General features: G+C 53.9%; 11 protein-coding genes. 10 read left to right on the top strand and 1 reads right to left on the bottom strand.

What is annotated here, in order from left to right; all coding sequences use genetic code 11:
* The first annotated feature begins 6 nt into the window (after nucleotides 1-6).
* From ACE3MQ_RS07460 to ACE3MQ_RS07475, 4 genes are all read left to right on the top strand, one after another.
* Nucleotides 7-690: a site-2 protease family protein gene (locus tag ACE3MQ_RS07460; RefSeq protein ID WP_379391989.1), complete on the top strand. Its 684-nt coding sequence runs from the start codon at nucleotides 7-9 to the stop codon at nucleotides 688-690.
* Between the two features lie 91 nt (nucleotides 691-781).
* Complete coding sequence (locus ACE3MQ_RS07465) at nucleotides 782-1,546, top strand: 16S rRNA (uracil(1498)-N(3))-methyltransferase (RefSeq protein ID WP_379391990.1); 765 nt, start codon at nucleotides 782-784, stop codon at nucleotides 1,544-1,546.
* 3 nt (nucleotides 1,547-1,549) lie between these two features.
* The gene (gene mtaB, locus ACE3MQ_RS07470; protein WP_379391991.1) at nucleotides 1,550-2,890 is read left to right on the top strand and encodes a tRNA (N(6)-L-threonylcarbamoyladenosine(37)-C(2))-methylthiotransferase MtaB; all 1,341 of its coding nucleotides are present in this window, start codon (nucleotides 1,550-1,552) and stop codon (nucleotides 2,888-2,890) included.
* Nucleotides 2,891-3,051: 161 nt separating this feature from the next.
* Entirely contained in the window at nucleotides 3,052-3,483 is a 432-nt protein-coding gene (locus ACE3MQ_RS07475) for an NUDIX hydrolase (RefSeq protein WP_379391992.1), read from the top strand.
* On the opposite strand, the gene ACE3MQ_RS07480 is transcribed toward ACE3MQ_RS07475, so the two are convergent.
* Nucleotides 3,480-4,520, bottom strand: coding sequence for a Na/Pi cotransporter family protein (locus ACE3MQ_RS07480; protein ID WP_379391993.1), 1,041 nt, complete (start codon nucleotides 4,518-4,520; stop codon nucleotides 3,480-3,482). The two genes, ACE3MQ_RS07475 and ACE3MQ_RS07480, sit on opposite strands and share 4 nt — an antisense overlap.
* Nucleotides 4,521-4,675: 155 nt before the next feature.
* Here ACE3MQ_RS07480 and ACE3MQ_RS07485 point away from each other — a divergent pair, with 155 nt between their 5' ends.
* From ACE3MQ_RS07485 to ACE3MQ_RS07510, 6 genes are all read left to right on the top strand, one after another.
* Nucleotides 4,676-6,046: a class I SAM-dependent rRNA methyltransferase gene (locus ACE3MQ_RS07485; protein WP_379391994.1), complete on the top strand. Its 1,371-nt coding sequence runs from the start codon at nucleotides 4,676-4,678 to the stop codon at nucleotides 6,044-6,046.
* Between the two features lie 250 nt (nucleotides 6,047-6,296).
* On the top strand, nucleotides 6,297-9,821 hold the full coding sequence (gene addB, locus ACE3MQ_RS07490; RefSeq protein WP_379391995.1) for a helicase-exonuclease AddAB subunit AddB: 3,525 nt from the start codon (nucleotides 6,297-6,299) through the stop codon (nucleotides 9,819-9,821).
* Complete coding sequence (gene addA / locus ACE3MQ_RS07495) at nucleotides 9,818-13,915, top strand: helicase-exonuclease AddAB subunit AddA (protein ID WP_379391996.1); 4,098 nt, start codon at nucleotides 9,818-9,820, stop codon at nucleotides 13,913-13,915. The genes addB and addA overlap by 4 nt, the downstream gene beginning before the upstream one ends.
* Nucleotides 13,916-13,953: 38 nt before the next feature.
* A complete protein-coding gene (locus tag ACE3MQ_RS07500) occupies nucleotides 13,954-15,138 on the top strand; it encodes an exonuclease SbcCD subunit D (RefSeq protein WP_379391997.1) in 1,185 nt (394 codons plus the stop codon).
* Complete coding sequence (locus ACE3MQ_RS07505; RefSeq protein WP_379391998.1) at nucleotides 15,135-18,617, top strand: AAA family ATPase; 3,483 nt, start codon at nucleotides 15,135-15,137, stop codon at nucleotides 18,615-18,617. Before ACE3MQ_RS07500 ends, ACE3MQ_RS07505 begins: the two co-directional genes overlap by 4 nt.
* A 270-nt stretch (nucleotides 18,618-18,887) precedes the next feature.
* Nucleotides 18,888-19,253: a histidine triad nucleotide-binding protein gene (locus ACE3MQ_RS07510; RefSeq protein ID WP_379391999.1), complete on the top strand. Its 366-nt coding sequence runs from the start codon at nucleotides 18,888-18,890 to the stop codon at nucleotides 19,251-19,253.
* The last annotated feature ends 86 nt before the right edge of the window (nucleotides 19,254-19,339 follow it).

The following is a 19,339-nucleotide window of genomic DNA, read 5'->3' on the forward strand; positions in this document are numbered from 1 at the left end:
CCATTCATGGATTTTTTAAATCAAATATTGCGGATTCCTTTAGATCAGCTGCCCTATTTTTTGATTACGCTGATCATTGCTTTTACCGTGCATGAATTTTCCCATGCCTACTTCGCCAACAAGTTTGGTGATCCGACAGCGAGGCTTCAAGGACGGGTAACACTGAACCCGGCTGTCCACTTCGATCTGTTCGGAGTTATATTGCTTCTGATTGCAGGGTTCGGCTGGGCAAGGCCGGTTCCCGTCAACCGGGACAATTTTGAAAAGCCGCGCCAAATGGGCATTATTGTCACCGCAGCAGGCCCGCTTAGCAACTTGCTGCTTGGTTTTCTCGGAACGATGATTTATGTCGCACTTTCCCAATTCGGCATTTTAAGCATGATCACGAACGAAATTTTGTTTAATGCCGTACATAATTTTTTCATCATTTTTAATATTATGAACTTCTTTCTTTTCCTATTCAATTTAGTGCCGCTGCCTCCGCTCGACGGTTACCGCCTGTTGGAGGATATTGTGCCTGACCACGTCAGAATTAAATTGAAGCAGGTTGAACAATGGTCTATTTTAATTTTTTTAATCATTCTGATTATCCCACCGCTTCGCAATGTTACCATTGAACCTCTTTACACGGGAGCCAGAACGATTTTTTCCCAGTTTACCAGTTTCTTCATTATGCTGTTTGGCGGTTAAAATCCCCCTTTGTTTCGGGCAATAAGTACTGGAATCCATAATTCAAAAGTTGTATGATGTTCTTTGGTGATTAAGGTGAGGTTGATGATAAATGCAGCGCTATTTTATTGACCCCGAGCAATTCGGGGACAGAACGGTAAGCATAACCGGCGAGGACGCTCGTCATATTGGCAAAGTGATGCGTTCCAAGCCTGAAGATAAGCTAATTGTCAGTGACGGGATTGCCAGGGAGGCGCTTGTTGAGATTACAGAGATCGAAACGCAGCAGGTGACTGCCCGCATTATTGAAATGCTTGAGGCTGCCGGAGAACCCCGGGTTCAGGTTGCAGTAGCCCAAAGCTTGCCGAAAGGCGATAAAATGGAGATTGTAATCCAGAAATGCACGGAAATCGGCGCTTCCTCCTTTCTGCCTTTTATGTCGGAACGAACCGTAGTTCAATACGATCCAAAGAAAGAGGAGAAGCGAACGGCCCGCTGGCGCAAGATTGCTAAAGAAGCGGCTGAACAGGCTCATCGCAGCAAAATTCCGGTGATTAATCCGCCGGCGACATGGAAGGAACTGCTGGCGAGTCTGCCTGAATACGACCTCGCTTGCGTATGCTATGAGAAGGAGCACGGCCAGCAGCTGCGGGACGTGCTGAAGCCTTTTGCGCAGAGCTTGGTGAACGGAACGACTTCACGAGTACTGATCGCTGTAGGGCCTGAGGGCGGATTTACCGAGCAAGAGATTGAGCAATTAGAGGCGGCAGGTGCCGTTTCCATAGGGTTAGGTCGAAGAATATTGAGAACGGAGACGGCCGGAATGGCCGCCCTGACCTGCATCATGTACGAAACCGGAGAAATGGGGGAGATTTAAACGATGCCATCCGTTGCTTTTTACACATTGGGCTGCAAGGTTAACTTCTATGATACAGAAGCCATATGGCAGCTCTTTAAAAACGAAGGCTACGAGCAGGTCGATTTTGAACAGACCGCTGATGTTTATTTGATAAATACTTGTACAGTCACCAACACAGGCGATAAAAAATCGCGGCAAATTATTCGCCGGGCGATTCGCCGTAATCCCGATGCCATCATTGCGGTTACCGGCTGCTACGCTCAGACATCGCCGGCCGAAATATTGGATATTCCAGGGGTAGATCTTGTTATCGGCACCCAGGATCGCGAGAAAATTATGCCCCTGATCGGGCAGCTTCAGGAGCAGCGTCAACCGATAAATGCCGTTCGCAACATTATGAAGACCCGGGACTTCGAAGAACTCGATGTGCCGGATTTCGCAGATCGTACGCGCGCATTTCTCAAAATCCAGGAAGGCTGCAATAACTTCTGCACCTTCTGCATCATTCCTTGGTCGCGCGGCTTGTCCCGCAGCCGTGATCCGCAAAGCGTCGTGAATCAGGCGAAGCAGCTAGTTGCCGCAGGCTATAAGGAGATCGTGCTGACAGGCATTCATACCGGAGGGTATGGAGATGATCTTGAAAATTATCGACTGTCCGATCTGCTCTGGGAGCTGGATAAGGTGGAAGGCTTGGAGCGTGTGCGGATCAGCTCGATTGAGGCAAGCCAAATCGATGAGAAGATGCTTGAAGTGTTGAAGGGCTCCAGTAAAATGTGCCGCCACTTCCATATTCCGCTGCAAGCGGGCAGCAACGAAGTGCTTAAACGGATGAGACGCAAATATACGATTGAAGAATTTGAGTATAAGATTAAAATGATTCGCGAATTTATGCCGGATGTTGCCATTACGACAGATATTATCGTCGGCTTCCCGGGCGAGACCGATGAGCTGTTCCGAGAGGGCTTCGAGGCCATTAAGCGCATCGGCTTCTCTGAAATGCACGTGTTCCCTTATTCCAAACGGACGGGCACCCCAGCGGCGCGGATGGAAGACCAGGTCGACGAAGAAGTGAAGCACGCACGCGTGCACCAACTGATCGATCTTTCCGAAACGATGCAGCTGGCGTATGCGCAGAAATTCGTCGGTCAGGTGCTTGATATCATCCCGGAGAAGGATGAGAAGGGACTGTCGGGCGAAGGCTATGCCTCCGGCTTTAGCGATAACTATTTGCAGGTTCGCTTCGAGGCTGCAGGGGATTTGACGGGTAAAGTATGCCGGGTCAAGCTGACGGAAGCCGGCGTCAACACTTGCGAAGGCCAGCTTGTGCGCATTTTGGAGGATACGTCCAAAGCACTGGCTTAACAAAGGCTGGCAAAGAGCGCTGTTAATATCATATTTACCTTCAAGGATTTCACCCCGGGGGGTGGAGTCCTTGTTGTCAATTTGGGTGTCGTCCCCGGAATGGGGGCAAGCTGAGAACCCGTATTAAAGAGAAGGCGCGATGAATAAGGAGGGATCATGTCATGCCGTCCAAGCAAATATCCGCAGGAGGCATTGTCTACCGCAAAGAAGCGGGACAACTGCAAATTCAGCTCATTACAGATCGATACGGCAAAATATCGTTTGCTAAAGGAAAAAGGGAAGACGGAGAGTCGATTGAACAAACCGCGCTCCGAGAAATATGGGAGGAAACCGGGATTGTTGGCCGAATCGTCGAGCCCGTCGATATTATAGCTTATACTTATCGTCATCCACAGCAAGGAGACATTCAAAAGGAAGTGCATTATTATCTTGTCGAAAGCGAAGGCGGCAGCCTGAAGCCGCAAACGGAGGAGATACGCAGCGTAGCCTGGTATAAGCCGGAAGTCGCTTGGGAAAGACAGTGTAACGCCGGGTACGATAATAATGATTTTATATTGGAAAAAGCGCTTAAATTGCTGGGAGTTCGCATTTAATCACGCATTTCAGTGGAGGAAATCGCAGCCGTCGTCGTGGAATACCGCGGCGGGTGCTGATTCGGCCCATCCCATCTTGACCATACTGGCAAATAGCAAAAGGGGAGCGCCAGCAAGGAACAAACGACATTAAAAATCGTTTGAGTATGCGCGATTTGAGCCGCAGGATCGCTGCTTAGCCAGACTGCGGCTGTTTCCAGCCATGGAATCAAGGGCATGAACAATAGTGCGCCCAAAACATTTAGGATTACATGCGACCAGGCGACAAACCGTCCTGATGGCGTGCTGCCGATCGAGGCGATCAGCGGAGTGATGCATGTACCCACATTGGAGCCGATGACCATGGCAATGCCAAATTCGATGGGCAGGGTGCCTGTAGCAACAAGTCCCATCGTCATTGCAATAACGGCTGCACTGCTATGGATAAGCGCGGTGAGAAGCCCTCCGGCAACAGCTCCCCATAGGAGGCTGTCGTCCGCGTGCTCCAGCAGCCATGCGATTACGCCGCGCTGCTCTAGAGCGGGGCCGATCGATTGCATCCAGGTGATGGCGATCATGATCAGACTGAAGCCGAATACAGCCAGCGAGCCGAATTGCAGCGGTCTTAACATGTGGGCCCATGAAGCATGAGCACGGTGGCGGGGGAGGGCTTCTTCGCCTATAACGGCAGCGGCCCAAATAAGGAGAGAGCCGATCAGCAGCGGGATGCCTAAACGGGAAATATTCAGGGCGATCAATTCGGTGGTGAGGCAGGTACCGATGTTGCCGCCGAGGATAATGCCGAGTGTACGGCCATAAGACAGCAGACCCGCATTGACGAGGCCGATCGTCATGACCGTGATCGCCGTACTGCTCTGCAGCACGCCGGTCACGAGCGTGCTGGACGATAAGCCCGTCAACGGCGTACGCGTGGAGGCCTGGAGCAGCTTGATCAATCTGGGGCCAGCCCAAGTCTGAAGCGCAGCCTCCATAATTTTCATGCCGAGCAGAAACATTGCAAAGCCGAACGTCGCCGGGAACACAATTTCGTGAAACATGAGCTCCCTCCTCTGATATAAAGCTGTACAAGTTACATATATGCCAGGCTTGCAGCTCTCATGCCCTAAGGCGGTCTATTCCCGTTTCGTGTGGGAGTGCTGAGGCAGACAAAAGTCGAGGAGATGCTATTTAACTTTAAGAGGAGTGGGTCAGCATGCCATCAGTCATTTTGCAACGCGGTCGTAAAAAACGGCTGGAACAGGGGCATCCATGGATTTACAATAATGAAATTGAGAAAGTAGAGGGGGAGCCGGAGCCGGGCAGCCTGGTGGCTGTGCTGGATTGGAGAGGTAAATTTCTGGCAACCGGCTATTATAACCCGGCTTCGCAAATCACGGTTCGGGTTGTATCTTATCAACCGCTTGAAGCGATGGACGTCTCCTTCTTTATTCAGCGTTTTGAACAATGCTTAGCGCACCGCCACAGATTTGTACGGGAGGAGGCTTACCGGCTAGTCTATGGAGAGGCCGATTTCTTGCCGGGACTCATTGTCGATCGGTTCGGCGACACACTCGTCGTTCAACTGCTCACATTGGGAATGGATCGCTGCCGTGATAGTATTGTAGAAGCTTTGGTGTCCGTGCTCCAGCCGACAGGCATATATGAGCGCAGCGACGTATCCGTCCGTGCCATGGAGGGCCTGGAGGAGGTAAAAGGGCAGCTTTATGGCAACCCTCCGCAGCATGTGACCGTAACGGAGAACGGACTTTCGATCAAAGTGGATATATGGCAGGGACAGAAGACGGGATATTTCTTTGATCAGCGTGAGAATCGCGCCTCGATCGAGCCGTTGATGACGGGCTGGGGAGAGCGGAGCGGCGTTATGCTGCAGCAGCTGCCGGTAGAGGGGGGAGGCTTCCGGACGGCTCCGGTGAACCGGAAGGGCAAAGAGGTCACATTCCCGTATTGGGACGGGGCGACCGTACTGGAATGCTTCTCCCATACCGGAAGCTTTACGCTGCATGCTTGCAAGTATGGGGCGAAAAAGGTCACCTGCCTCGATATTTCCGAACACGCGATCCAAAGCGCCCAGGAAAATGTCAGGCTGAACGGCTTTGAAGATCGGGTAGAGTTCGTCGTAGCCGATGCTTTCGAATATTTGCGCAGCCAAGTCAAGGGACTGGACGAGCGGCGTCAGCGTGCTTCCGATGACGGCAAAGTAGACACATCGCTTCCGATGACGGCCGGCGGCGGACGCACCTGGGATGTCGTGATTCTCGATCCGCCAGCCTTCGCCAAGACGAAGGGAGCGGTCAAAGGGGCATGCAGAGGATATAAGGATATTAATTTGCATGGCCTGAAGCTGGTTAACGAAGGCGGTTATCTAGTTACGGCGAGCTGTTCTTACCATATGAAGCCAGAGCTTTTCTTGCAAACGATTCAGGAGGCCGCCATGGATGCAGGCAAGCTGCTGAGGTTGATCGAATGGCGGGCCGCCGGGAAAGACCATCCGCAAATATTGGGCGTCAATGAAGGACATTATTTGAAATTTGCAATTTTCGAGGTCCGGACGAAGACGTTTTGAGCGGCATTGCGCCAGAAAACAGAAAAATCCTAGTCAACAAGACTTCTGATCCGTTCAGAAGTCTTGTTGTCTTATACGCATTTCTTATTTAAAATGAACAGAACGTACATTCTTGTTTTCGCTAAAATTTATCATCATTATGCTATAATGTGAATTATCAAATTGATCTTGGGAGAGGCGGTAGACTTTTGCGCTTCTCGATATCGCACCATTTTAAGCTTACGGCAATTATGCTGTTAGGGGGAGCTTCATGTCACTTCAATTTATCATCGGCCGTTCGGGAAGCGGCAAGAGCAGCTTGATTCTGGAGCGGATCACCTCTATGCTGAGAGCCGATCCGAACGGGCCGCCGATTATTTTAATCGCTCCAGAGCAGGGAACTTTTCAGATTGAACGCGCGATTGTGCAGTCAGAGCAGTTGTATGGCACGGTCAGAGTCCAGGTGCTTGGCTTTCACCGGTTAGCTCTGCGGGTCATGCAGGAAACCGGCGGTTCGGCGCTTATACCGATCAGTGAAGAGGGCAAGAAGATGCTCCTCTACAAAATCATGCGCAGACACCGGAAAGAGCTGAAGCTGTACAAGCAGTCCGGGGATCAGCTTGGCTTAATCGATCGGATCAATTCTTTATATAGCGAGCTTAAGAAGTATGATGCCGACTTCTCGGAGCTGGATAAATATGGGGAACTATTGGAAAAAGCGGACGGCGAATCGCCGCTTCTGCGTGATAAGCTTCATGATTTAAGCATTATTTACCGCGAGTTTGACCAGGAATTATCCAAGCTTTACATAGATGCGGAGGATCATGTCGTTAAGCTGGCAGAGGGTGCCTCGAAATCAGCCTACCTTCGCGGAGCTGACATATGGATCGATGGATTTCAATCCTTTACCCCCCAGGAATACAAAGCCATCGGCGCACTGATGGCGATGGCCTCCTCTATGACGGTATCTCTTACCTTGGATCGTCCTTACGATGATGGGGTCGCGCCGCATGAGCTCAATCTGTTCCATTCCACGGCAATCACGTACATGAAGCTTCGTACGCTCGCTGAGGAATACGGAATTGAGGCGAAGGCGGCGGAGGTGCTTGGCACTCGTCCTTTTCCACGTTTCAGGGACAATGAGACATTGTCTCATCTGGAACTCGCATATGAGCGTCGGATTCCGTGGAAGGGAGCAGGGGCACCGGCGGATTTATCCTCCTCCTTGTCTTTACACTCGGCGGGCAGTCGGCGCACGGAGACGGAAGGAGCCGTACGGGCTATGGTTGCTTTGGCCAGAGAGCAGGGAGCGAGATGGCGGGATATGGCTTTATTCGTCAGAAATTTAGAGGACTATGATCATCTTATCGGCCCGATATTCGAGGAGTATGGCATTCCCTACTTCTTAGACCAGAAGCGAAGTGTGCTGTACCACCCTATGGTGGAGCTGATTCGGGGAGCCATGGACGTTGTATTGAAGTTTTGGAAGTATGAGGATGTCTTTCGCTGCGTCAAAAGCGAATTTCTGCTGCCGCTGGATGGCAGCTTGACGCGAAGCCATATGGATCAGCTTGAAAATTATGTATTAGCCAGCGGAATTCATGGTTATCGCTGGACCGATGGCCGCCCATGGAAGGGAGCGCCCAGTCTTTCGCTAGAGGTACCCGATAATTCGGCTGAGCTGGCGGAGATGGAGGCTATGCACCTGCTGGAACGCTGCCGGGAGGCAGTCGTAACGCCGCTTTCGGCTTTTGAGACGAGATTGAAGCGGAGCCGGAATGCTCGCGAAATGTGTACCGCTGTCTACAGACTGCTTGAGGATGTCGAAGCGGCTCACCGCCTGGACAAGCTGGCTCACGAAGCCCAGCGCAAAGGACAGCCGCAGGAAGCGATGGAGCATCGCCAGCTGTGGAGCTCCGTCCTTGATCTTCTCGATCAGATCGTAGAAATGATGGGGGAAGAGGAGCTTAGCTTGGATATTTTTATCGGAATCATGGAGACGGGCTTGCAGGATCTTAAGCTGTCGCTGGTTCCCCCGTCTCTGGATCAGGTGTTGATCGGAAGTACGGATCGGACGCGCTCCAGTCATGTCAAGCACCTGTTCCTGCTCGGTATTAACGAAGGCATCATGCCCGCTAATTTACAGGAAGAAGGCGTGCTCAGCGATCAGGAGAGGTTACGGCTCTCCGAAATCGGCATCGAGCTTGCTCCTGGGTTGACGCGGAGGCTGCTTGACGAGCGCTTTCTCATTTATGAAGCTTTATCGGCTGCGAGCCACTCGTTATGGCTGAGCTATCCGCTGGCAGATGAAGAGGGGAAGGCGCTGTTGCCCTCCGAAGTTATTCGGCATGTGAGAAACATTTTCCCAAGCCTGTCCGAGCAATTTTTAGCCGAAGCACCGGCAGCGACGGATAGCGAGGAGGAGCAGCTTAAGTATGTCAGTCGGCCAGAGCCGACATTATCCCTTCTCATTGACCAATTGCGGTTATGGAGAAGCGGTGAGCCTATTTCACCTGTATGGTGGAGTGTTCTGGGCTGGTATAAGGCCCGTCAAGATTGGGACGGGAAGGTTACCCATCTGCTCGGCTCGCTTGACTATCGCAACCGGGTCCGGGGGCTTACTCCTGCCACGAGCCGCAGATTGTACGGTAAACGCCTTCGAACCAGCGTATCGAGAATGGAGAAATTCTCGGCTTGTCCGTTTTCGCATTTCGCATCACATGGCTTGAGGCTAAAGGAACGGCAAATTTACCGGTTGAAGGCGCCTGACATCGGACAGCTGTTCCATGCGGCGCTAAGCTCGATGGCGATGACATTCAAAGAGCAGAACCGAAGCTGGGGGAGCTTGACCCCAGAGCAGTGCTTGGAAGAGGCGGAAATCGCCGTCGATCGGATTGCGCCGAAGCTGCAGGGCGAAATATTGCTGAGCTCGAAGCGTTACGGCTATATTTCACGCAAACTGAAAAATATCGTCGGCCGTGCCTCCGTTATTCTCGGCGAACAATCCAGAAGAGGCAGCTTTGAGCCGATCGGCTTGGAGCTGGATTTTGGGCCGGGACAAGCTTTGCCTCCGCTCACGTTCGAGCTTCCGAACGGATGCGTGATGGAGATTGTCGGGCGGATTGACCGTGTTGACGTGGCTGAGGGAGAGCAAGGGATACTGCTGCGGGTCATTGATTATAAATCAAGTCAGACGGATTTAAAGCTGCACGAGGTGTATTACGGCTTGTCGCTGCAAATGCTCACTTATCTCGACGTACTGCTTACGTCGGCCGAGGCATGGCTCGGAGAACGGGCCTTGCCTGCAGGCACCCTATATTTCCATGTCCATAATCCGCTGCTGCAAAGCAGCAATAGCCTGAGTCCGGAGCAAGCTGAGCTGGAGATGCTGAAGCGATTCAAAATGAAAGGGCTGCTGCTTGCGGATCGCGATGTGATCTCCAAGATGGATAGCGTGCTTGATAAAGGATATTCCGATATTCTGCCAGTTGCCGTTAAGGCTGACGGAGGCTTCTACAGCAGCGCTTCCGTCGCCACCGAAGAGCAGTGGTACAAGCTGCTGCGTTCAGTTCGGCAGGCGATAACGGAAATCGGAACGAGAATTACGGACGGGGATGTGCGCATTACGCCCTATCGGTTAGGTCATGAGACAGCTTGTACCCATTGCGCCTTTAAGCCGGTTTGCCGCTTCGATGAATCGGTGGAGGGGGCCGCTTACCATGTGCTGAGCAAGCCAGGTAAAGATAAGCTCTGGGAGCTGTTCGAACAAAACGGCGGAGAGGAGGGGCTGAGATGAGCATACCGAAGCCTCCAGGCAGCTACTGGAGCGATGATCAGTGGAGAGCGATCTCGCTGTCCGGCAGCAATATGCTGATCGCGGCAGCGGCTGGCTCCGGCAAAACGGCGGTGCTTGTGGAACGCATTATACAAAAGCTGTGCAATACAGAACATCCGCTTAGCGTGGATCGTCTGCTTGTCGCCACCTTTACCAAGGCGGCAGCTTCGGAAATGCGGCAGCGCATCCGCGAAGCGCTGGAGAAAGAGCTGGCCCGGAATCCTGACAATGAGCATCTGGGACGGCAGCTCGCGATGCTGGGCCGAGCTTCGATTACGACCCTTCACTCTTTCTGTATGGAAGTGATCCAGCGGTACTATACGCTGATTCCGCTGGATCCCGGATTTCGCATCGCCTCCGAAAGCGAGACAGCCTTGCTCCGTCAGGAAGTGCTGGAGGAGCTTTTTGAGGAGAAATATGCGACCCTGCAGGAAGGGAGTCCTTTTTTGCGGTTAGTCGATTGGTTTGGCGGGGAACGCAGCGATGATGCTGTATTTTCGCTGGTTCAGAAATTGTACGATTTTTCCCGGAGCCATCCATGGCCGGACTTTTGGCTCCAGCAGGCCGCAGGAGTATTTGCTGCCCCGAGCCTAGAAGCCCTGGAGAAGAGCACTTGGGTCAGCAGCATTTTAAGCGACACGAAGCTGACGCTGGAGGGTGCTGCGCAGCTATTGCGCCAGGCGCAGACGCTTGCCTTGTCCCCTGGCGGCCCGCAGCCTTATGCGAGCACGCTGGAAGAGGACATCACCATGGTTGAGCTCATGCTGGCTCCCGTAAATAAGGGGCTTTGGTCTCAGCTGCATGGACAATTTAATAGTGTCGCATTCGGCAAACTGAAGCCCTGCAAGAAGGATCAGACTGATCCCGTGCTGCAGGAGCGGGTTAAGGCGCTGCGCGAGGAAGCGAAGAAGACGCTCACCGAACTGCGTACGCAGCTATTTGGCCGTTCTCCGGAGGACTTCCTGGATGAGATGAATCAAATGGCTCCGCTCATGGCCGAGCTGTCTTCTTTTGTCATTGAATTTGCCGAGCGGTACAGGAAGGACAAAACGGCTAAAGGCTGGCTTGATTTCTCCGACCTGGAGCACTATTGCTTGCAAATATTGCGCCATCCAGACTCGGCTCCGGGCAGGAATCTTCCTTCGGATGCTGCGCTTGAATATCAACAGCAATTCGAAGAGGTGCTCCTGGACGAATATCAGGATACGAACACGGTTCAGGAAGATATCGTCCGGCTTATTTCGCGAAGAGAGCCGGGGAACCGTTTTATGGTAGGGGATGTTAAACAGAGCATCTATAGATTCAGGTTGGCCGAGCCTGGGCTATTCCTGCAAAAATATCGGAGCTATGGCGAGGATGCCGGGGCGGAAGGGCTTAAAATTGACCTTGCCCGCAACTTCCGCAGCCGGCGGGAAGTGATCGATGCCGTCAATTATCTGTTCCGCCAAGTCATGAATGAGCGTGTTGCGGAAATATCGTACGACTCACGTTCAGAGCTCGTTTACGGGGAAGGCTATCCCGAGAATACGGGAGAAGATTATCGTCCCGAGCTGCTGTTGATTGATCGTAGCGGCGATACAGCTCAGGAGGGCGAGACGCCAGGAGCGGAAGGCGACGGGGCTGGGTCGATGATCGAGGAGGAGCTTGCTGATTTGGAGGCAGTACGCCTGGAAGCCCGGGCTATTGCGGCCAAGATCCGGGAAATGCGCCAGAAGCCATTACGCATATATGATAAGCACTTGAAGGAATTGCGCCCCGTGGAATACCGGGATATGGTCATTTTGCTGCGCTCAACCTTAAGCTGGGCGCCTGCGATGATGGAGGAGCTGAGAATGGAGGGGATTCCGGCTTACGGTGAGCTGAGCCAGGGCTATTTTGAAGCCTCGGAGGTGGAGACGATGCTCTCCCTGCTTCAAGTGATCGATAATCCGATGCAGGATATTCCTCTAGCGGCCGTGCTTCGCTCTCCTCTCTATAATCTGTCCGAGGAGGAACTGGCCGAAATTCGCTTGGCTGCACCAAGGAGTAATTTTTACGGAGCTTTGCAAGCCTTTATTGCCCAGGAGGACAGCGCGTTGGAACCGATGAACGCCTCAGCGATCGATGCTTCGGAAGAGGGGCTGGATCAGGCAGCCTTAACGGCAGATGCAGAAGCAAATGAATTCGATGCGATTTTCCCGGTTGTTGCCGAGAAAGATCTTGGGATACATTTAGAGGCTGCAGGAGGATCAAAATCCAGTGGACTCAAAGCCAGGCTGATCGCTTGTACGGAGCAGCTGGAGGCTTGGCGAAATAAAGCCAGGGAGGGTGAACTGGGCGACCTGATTTGGGACATTTACCGGCAAACCGGATTTTTGGATTGGGCTGGAGGCTTGCCGGGAGGGGCGCAGCGGCAGAGCAATTTGCGGGCCCTTCTTGACCGTGCCAGGCAATTCGAGAAATCCTCGGCCTCGCGAGGTTTGTTTCGCTTCTTAAGATATATTACAAGGCTGCGGGAAAGCGGCGGCGATCTTGGAGCAGCGGCTTCCGCCGGTGAGCAGGAAGATGCGGTTCGGATCATGACCATCCATAAAAGCAAGGGGCTGGAGTTTCCCGTTGTATTTGTAGCCGGCTTGTCAAAAATGTTCAATCGGCAGGATTTGAATACGCCGTTTTTAATGCATAAGGAAATGGGGTACGGGCCGAAATTTGTAGATGAGACTACGAGGGTAAGCTATCCTACGCTACCGAACCTGGCGATTCGCCGCCGGGCGCAACTGGAGCTGCTGGCAGAGGAGATCAGGGTGCTGTATGTGGCGCTGACAAGGCCTAAAGACAAGCTCATACTTATATCGACTGTAAAGGATTTAGGAAAATCGGCAGAGTCATGGGGAGGCATTCTGGAGAACGAGACCGAGCGGCTTCCGGACTATTTAATCGCGCGAGGGCGCAGTTATTTGGATTGGATCGGCCCTTCGCTGATCCGTCACCCCGCTGCCGGGCAATTGCGGGAATATGCCGGATTGCCGAGCCCTGCCCCGGGTTATGATGTCACAAGCGCACCAGATTGGGTGATCGGCTTCATAGCGGCCGAACAATTCGCCATCGGCGGCGCGCAAGCTGCGGCGACGAAGGAATGGTCGCCGGAGGAGAAGGCAGCGCTGCAGGCGCTAGTGTCGGGCGGGCCTGTTGCCGTCCGGTCAGCAGAGGCGACGGAGTATAATGCCGCCGTTCAAGCCCGGCTGGATTGGCGATATCCTTACGAGATGGCCGGACGCATCTCGGCCAAAACCTCGGTCACTGAAATGAAGGCGCTGCTGGCGATGCAGGAAGAGCCGCCGATGGATTGGTTCGCTGCGGAGGAAGCGCGTCTTGAACGGCGAAACATACTCGATGAGAAGGCGGAGGACAAGCTGTACTTACGCCGTCCGAAATTCATGGAGGAGAAGCGAATGACGCCGACCGAACGGGGTACGGCTTATCATATGCTTATGCAGCATCTTCCTTTTGCCGGGCAGGCGAATGAGGAGATCGTGCACCAAACACTGCAGCAGCTTGTCGAGCGGCAGATCATGTCGCAGGAGCAGAGCAGGGAAATGGATGTTTCCCGGGTTGCCGACTTTTTGCGGAGTCCGCTGGGTGCTTTGCTTCGTCAGGCTGACTGGATCAGGCGTGAAATGCCGTTTAGCTACGGCTTGCCTGTGGAAGAGGCTTATCCGCGATTCGCTCCGCCTGCCAATGGCTTTGGTTACGGCCCGGATACGGCGATAGAAGGGGAGTCGCCAGAGCCGGCGGGGATCTCGGAAATGGGAGAATTCACTCTCCAACAGCTTGAAGGGGAGACCGTGCTCATTCAAGGGATCATCGACTGTCTTTTCGCCATCGGCGATAAGCTGTATTTGCTGGATTACAAGAGTGACCGTGTTCTGGAGCATCTTGGAGGCGTGTCCGGTTTGGCAGAAACCTATCGCTTTCAACTCGAGCTTTATGCTAAAGCCATCAAGCAAATCATGGGCCGTGCAGTCGATGAAAAATGGCTGTACTTTTTCGATAACGGAGAAACGGTCAAGTTGTAGGATTAGAAAAGAGTTTCAATAAAGAGGGGGAACAGGCAATGCGTATTTTGCATACGGGGGACTGGCATCTAGGACGCACGCTGGAAGGACGCAGCCGCTTTAAGGAGCAGGAGCTGTTCATGGACGAGCTCGTACGTCTGACACGCGACCAGCAGGTCGATATGATTTTGATGGCCGGTGATGTGTACGACAGCGTAAACCCGCCGGCTGCTGCCGAGGGATTGTTCTATGATACTGTGGCCCGTCTGAATGACAATGGCTGCCAGCTTGTCGTCATTGCCGGAAATCATGACCAGCCGGAGCGTATTTCCGCCGTCTCTCCGCTTGTTTCGCAGCGAGGGATTACGCTAGTCGGCCTTCCCACTTCCCGAAGCGTAACCGTAGATGTTCCGCGAAGCGGGGAACAGGCGATCATCGCCGCCCTGCCCTATCCATCGGAGGCAAGATTAGCCGAGCTGTTGGCTGAAGACGGGGATGAGCGGGAGCTTCGCTTGGCATACAGCGCCAAGGTCGGAAAGCTCATGCGTCAATTGGCCGGCGAATTTCGGGCGGATACCGTAAACCTTGCGATGAGCCATATTTATGTGCTCGGCGGGGTAGAATCGGACTCCGAGCGTCCGATTCAGGTCGGCGGCGCATATACCGTAGACCCTTCGGCCCTTGATGTTGGAGCGCAGTATACGGCACTGGGGCATTTGCATCGTCCGCAGCTGGTTAAGGGCAAGGGGTTGATCCGTTATAGCGGCTCGCCGCTTGCCTACAGCTTCTCGGAGGCTGGGCAGGCGAAGTCCGTCATGCTGCTTGATATAGCGCCCGGCGCTGTGCCGGCGGCAGAGGAGCTACATCTAAGCAGCGGCCGTCCACTGGTGCGGTGGACATGCCGCGGGGGCTTGGAGGAAGCCCATCGCTGGCTTGAAGAGGGACGAGACAGAACTGCCTTTATCGATCTTGAAATCAGCCTGACCGAAGCGATGTCGATGAGCGATATCCAGGCACTTCGCAAAGCTCATGAAGGAATCGTACATATCCGCCCGATTTATCCGGGACGGAATGAGGAGCTTGCGGTTGCCTCGCGCGCCCAAATGCCGGTGCACGAGCTGTTTCGTAAATTTTATCAGCGGCAGAGCGGCGGAGCGGAGCCGGAGGAAGAGCTTGTGGAGCTGTTTATGTCGCTTGTAGCGGATGAAGGAGCGGTTGGTCACGAAGAGGAGGAGGAAGTATGAAGCCGATATCTCTTAAGTTATCCGGTCTTCAGAGCTACCGGAGCATGCAGGAAATCGATTTTACGGCTCTGTGCGACACGGGGCTGTTCGGCATATTCGGCCCCACTGGGAGCGGGAAGTCAACGATTCTCGATGCGATTACTTTAGCGATGTATGGCAAAGTAGGCCGTGCCTCGGGAGGAACGCAGGGAATTATGAATCATTCAGAGGATTCGCTGTTCGTGGCTTTCACCTTTGAATTGATTTCGGCGCAGGGCGAGGAGCGCTATCGGGTAGAGCGCCGCTTCAAGCGTCAAAGCGATATCTCGGTCAGCAACACGATTAGCCGCTTCATTGAAATAACGCCTGAGGGCGAGAAGGTTGTGGCCGATAAGCTTGCTGATGTCACACGCTGCGTCGAGGAGAAAATCGGGCTTAAAATGGATGATTTTACTCGGGCTGTCGTCCTGCCGCAGGGAAAATTTTCCGAATTTCTCTCCTTGAAGGGAGCGGAGCGCAGAGCTATGCTGCAGCGCCTGTTCCACCTGGAAAAATACGGCGATTTGCTCGCTCAGAAATTGAGCCGCAAAGTGAAGGAGAACGATAATGCGCTCAAGGAGCTCGCTGCGGAGCAGCAGGGGCTCGGCGACGCATCGGAGACTGCGCTGCGCGAAGCCGAGGCAGCGCTGAAGGCGGCTGCGGCGCTGGCCGAGACGCGCCGGCGCGAGCTGGGCTTGGCGCAGCAGCGCAGCGACCAGCTCGCGAAGGTACGCGAGCTGAGCCTGGAGCACAGCGCTCGCACCGCGCAGCTGGCGGCTCTGCGCGAGCGTGGCGGCGCCGTGGCCGAGCAGGAGGCGCGGCTTGCGGCGGCGGCGGCTGCGGAGCGGATCAGGCCGACATTGACGGCCTGGAAGGAGGCGCAGCAGCTAGCGGCCTCGCGAGCAGCCGCAGCGGGCCAAGCCCGCGAGGCCGCAGAGGCCGCGGCGAGCAGCGCTCGCGCCGCGATAGAGGCCGCGGAGACGGCTGCGGCCGAGCTTGGTCGCGAGGAGCCGGTGCTGCTGCTGCGGCTGGATCAGCTCGAGCAGGCGAAGGTGCTGCAGGCGGAGTGCGATCAGCTGCAGGCGGAGGCGAAGCACCTCCAGACGAAGCGTGAGCAGGGAAGCGCGCAGCACCGGCAGCTCGGCGAAGAGCTGCACAAGCAGGAGCAGCTGCTGGCCAAGGCGCAGCAGCGCAAGCAGGAGCTGGAAGAGCAGCTGAAGCAGAATGAGGTGAAGGCCTCCGATCGCCGGCGCATGCAAGACGCGATTTCCCGCCAGCAGATCATGAACACTGCCCGCGAAGCGTTGAACAAGGCGGAGGCGGATGAGAGCAAGCACTTGCAGCAGTCTAGAGATGCGAGCTGCCGTCTGGAGGCGTTGACTAAAGAGGAAGCGGGTTACAATGAGGAACGGCTCGCTCTGATCGAGAGAGCCTGGCAAGCCCGAGAGAAGCTGGCAGGGCTTCAAGCCGCGACGGAGCAGCTTGAAGAGCGCATAGAGCGTCATGAGGCGGTTTTGAAGCGTTCCGCCAAAGAGCGGGATGAGCATCATTGGTCATTGCGCTTGGCCGAGGCGCTCCGCAGCGGCCAGCCTTGTCCGGTGTGCGGCTCGACAGAGCATCCATTGCCCGCTGCTTCGAATTTCGATGCTAGCGGCCTGATTTCGGGCGATGCAGAGCTGGAGAAGCTTGGGGGCTTGCTGGCACAGGCACGCGACCTTCGTTATGCGGTATCCAGAGATGCGGACGCTTTTAGCAGTTTGTTAGGCGTTCTAGAGGCTCAGGTTCAAGGGCAGGACAAGGACAATGAAGATTCACCGGTTTTTGCAGGGTACCGGGAAGCTGCTGCAGCGAATGCCGCTCTACCGCAAACTACTGCAGCAAATCTACTTGAACTAGAGCCGGATGGTGACTCACCGCAGACGATAACTGTGCTAGTACAGCAACACGAGGATCTGATGAGTGGGCGAACCAACTGGCACAAGGAGTTCGAGGATTTTGAACGGCACGCCAAATCACTAAACCATAAACTAACCGAGATACAGACCAAGCAGGCTTCTGTAAAAGCTGAGGCAGGCTCTCTGGCCGCATTAGCCGAGCAGTCCTCCCAGAACAGCCGCATATGTCGGGACGAGCTGGCTAAGCTTGAAAAGGAATGGTTTCAAGAGCATCCGGATCTTTCTCCGGAGGATGCTCCAGCCCGTATGGAGCAAATTCACGAGCGGGATCATAGAACAGAGGATATTAAGCAGCGTTTAGCTCTCAGCATCCCCTTTATCGAGGAGAAAACTGCAAGCATCGCCCAGCTGCAGCGCGACATTGCCGAGCTTGATAAATCGCTGTTCCAATGGGACATTCAAGAACAGGGGAAACTGGATTTACTCCGTGATAAAAAGGCGCGCTTAACGACTTGGATCGGCGATGAATCCGTTGATGCTTTACTTCAAAATACCCGTCAGCGCATGGAGCTGCTGCGGACACAGGCTGAAGCGGGCAAACGCCGTCAAGCGGAGGCGGAAGCGGAACGCCAGCGGTGCAGCCAGGCAGACGTATTGGCGCAGCAAGCAGCCTTGGCGGCTCAGGAGCAGGAGGCGAAGCTGCGGGGGCAGTGGCAGGCCGAGCTTGCAGCCTCGCCGTTTGATAACGAGCAGCAAGCCTCTGAGGCTGTCATGGACGAGGAACGGATGAGATCTTTAGAGCAACAAATCCAATCTCACCGGGATGCCGAGCGTGAGCTGATGATTAATCTCAAAGAGCTTGAGGTTAAGCTGGAAGGCCGAAATGTGACGGAAGAGGAATGGCAGGAGTGCTCCGAAACTCTCCGACAGGCTAAGGAGCAGGACGAGGCGGCATTGCAGTTGAAGGCTAGGTCTCAGCGTGATTTGGAGGATTTGGAAAAAAGACATGTCCGCTGGCAGGAGCTCGAGAAAAACCGCTTGAAGCGAGAGCACGAAGCAGGGCTCCTCTCCAAGCTCCAATCCTCTCTCCGCGGGAATGCATTCGTAGAATACGTAGCAGAGGAGCAGTTGATGTACGTCAGCCAGGCTGCGTCACAGCGTCTGAGATTCCTCACGAACCAGAGATACGCGCTCGAATGCGACTCCGGCGGCGGGTTTGTTATTTGCGATGATGCAAACGGCGGAGTGAAGCGGCCGGTAGCTACTCTCTCGGGCGGCGAGACCTTCCTTACCTCCCTGGCGTTGGCTTTGGCTCTATCCGCGCAGATCCAGCTTCGCGGTCAGTATCCGCTGCAGTTTTTCTTCCTGGATGAAGGGTTTGGAACCTTGGATCCAGAGCTGCTGGATACGGTGATTACTTCTTTGGAGCATCTTCACCATGACCATCTGTCGGTTGGTATTATAAGCCATGTGGCCGAGCTTCGTGCTAGATTAGCCCGCAAGCTGATCGTCATACCCGCGGAAAGCGGTGGAGAAGGCTCGCAGGTTATGCTGGAAAGTTTGTAGCGTTTGCAATGTGCAGCAGGTTTTCAGCAGGTAAAAAAACATTTTTGGAAGCGTGATGTACATCACAGATACAGCTTCACCCGGCTGTTATACTACAGTTAGCCGACATCATTTTGCAAGCACCCCGTCGGACGTATTGGTGACAGAGATATTTTTTGGGCCAATACGTCCGTGCGACCAGCGAACTCGACTTCGAGGGAGCAGGGTGCTTCTTTTTTTTGCTAATTTTAGGTATGATGGTACATATATATTTGTAGGAGGCAGTGGAAAATGGAAAATTGTTTGTTTTGCAAAATCGCAAATGGATCAATTCCTTCAAACAAAGTCTACGAAGATGATACTTTTCTCGTATTCCATGATATTCAGCCTGCGGCGCCCACGCATGTACTGATTATTCCCAAGAAACATATTGCGACGATGAACGATGTGGGGCCTGAGGATTACGCCATGATGGGAGAGCTGCACCGTATTGCTCAGGAAACCGCCAAAAAGCTGGGAGTTGCCGAGACTGGCTATCGCCTGATCAACAACTGCGGCCCCGACAGTGGACAAGCCGTTTACCACATCCACTATCATTTGATCGGCGGCGCGAAACTAGGGGCGCTTGTTCAAAGTTCTGATTCACACGCTATCTAAAAATTTAATGGTGAAAATGAAAGATAAAAACTAGGTGTTTGGTTGACACCCTATTTATTTTTCCCCTATAATGAAGAGTGATGAAC

It is taken from the genome of Paenibacillus lentus, from assembly GCF_042714055.1.
Taxonomy (GTDB): Bacteria; Bacillota; Bacilli; order Paenibacillales; family Paenibacillaceae; genus Fontibacillus; species Fontibacillus lentus_A.

Excerpts from the sequence above, each read along its gene's own strand:
- ACE3MQ_RS07460 (WP_379391989.1), top strand. The coding sequence starts at position 7 with ATGGATTTTTTAAATCAAATATTGCGGATTCCTTTAGATCAGCTGCCC.
- ACE3MQ_RS07500 (WP_379391997.1), top strand. The coding sequence starts at position 13,954 with ATGCGTATTTTGCATACGGGGGACTGGCATCTAGGACGCACGCTGGAA.
- ACE3MQ_RS07465 (WP_379391990.1), top strand. The coding sequence starts at position 782 with ATGCAGCGCTATTTTATTGACCCCGAGCAATTCGGGGACAGAACGGTA.
- ACE3MQ_RS07475 (WP_379391992.1), top strand. The coding sequence starts at position 3,052 with ATGCCGTCCAAGCAAATATCCGCAGGAGGCATTGTCTACCGCAAAGAA.
- addA (WP_379391996.1), top strand. The coding sequence starts at position 9,818 with ATGAGCATACCGAAGCCTCCAGGCAGCTACTGGAGCGATGATCAGTGG.
- ACE3MQ_RS07510 (WP_379391999.1), top strand. The coding sequence starts at position 18,888 with ATGGAAAATTGTTTGTTTTGCAAAATCGCAAATGGATCAATTCCTTCA.
- ACE3MQ_RS07485 (WP_379391994.1), top strand. The coding sequence starts at position 4,676 with ATGCCATCAGTCATTTTGCAACGCGGTCGTAAAAAACGGCTGGAACAG.
- ACE3MQ_RS07505 (WP_379391998.1), top strand. The coding sequence starts at position 15,135 with ATGAAGCCGATATCTCTTAAGTTATCCGGTCTTCAGAGCTACCGGAGC.
- ACE3MQ_RS07480 (WP_379391993.1), bottom strand. The coding sequence starts at position 4,520 with ATGTTTCACGAAATTGTGTTCCCGGCGACGTTCGGCTTTGCAATGTTT.
- mtaB (WP_379391991.1), top strand. The coding sequence starts at position 1,550 with ATGCCATCCGTTGCTTTTTACACATTGGGCTGCAAGGTTAACTTCTAT.
- addB (WP_379391995.1), top strand. The coding sequence starts at position 6,297 with ATGTCACTTCAATTTATCATCGGCCGTTCGGGAAGCGGCAAGAGCAGC.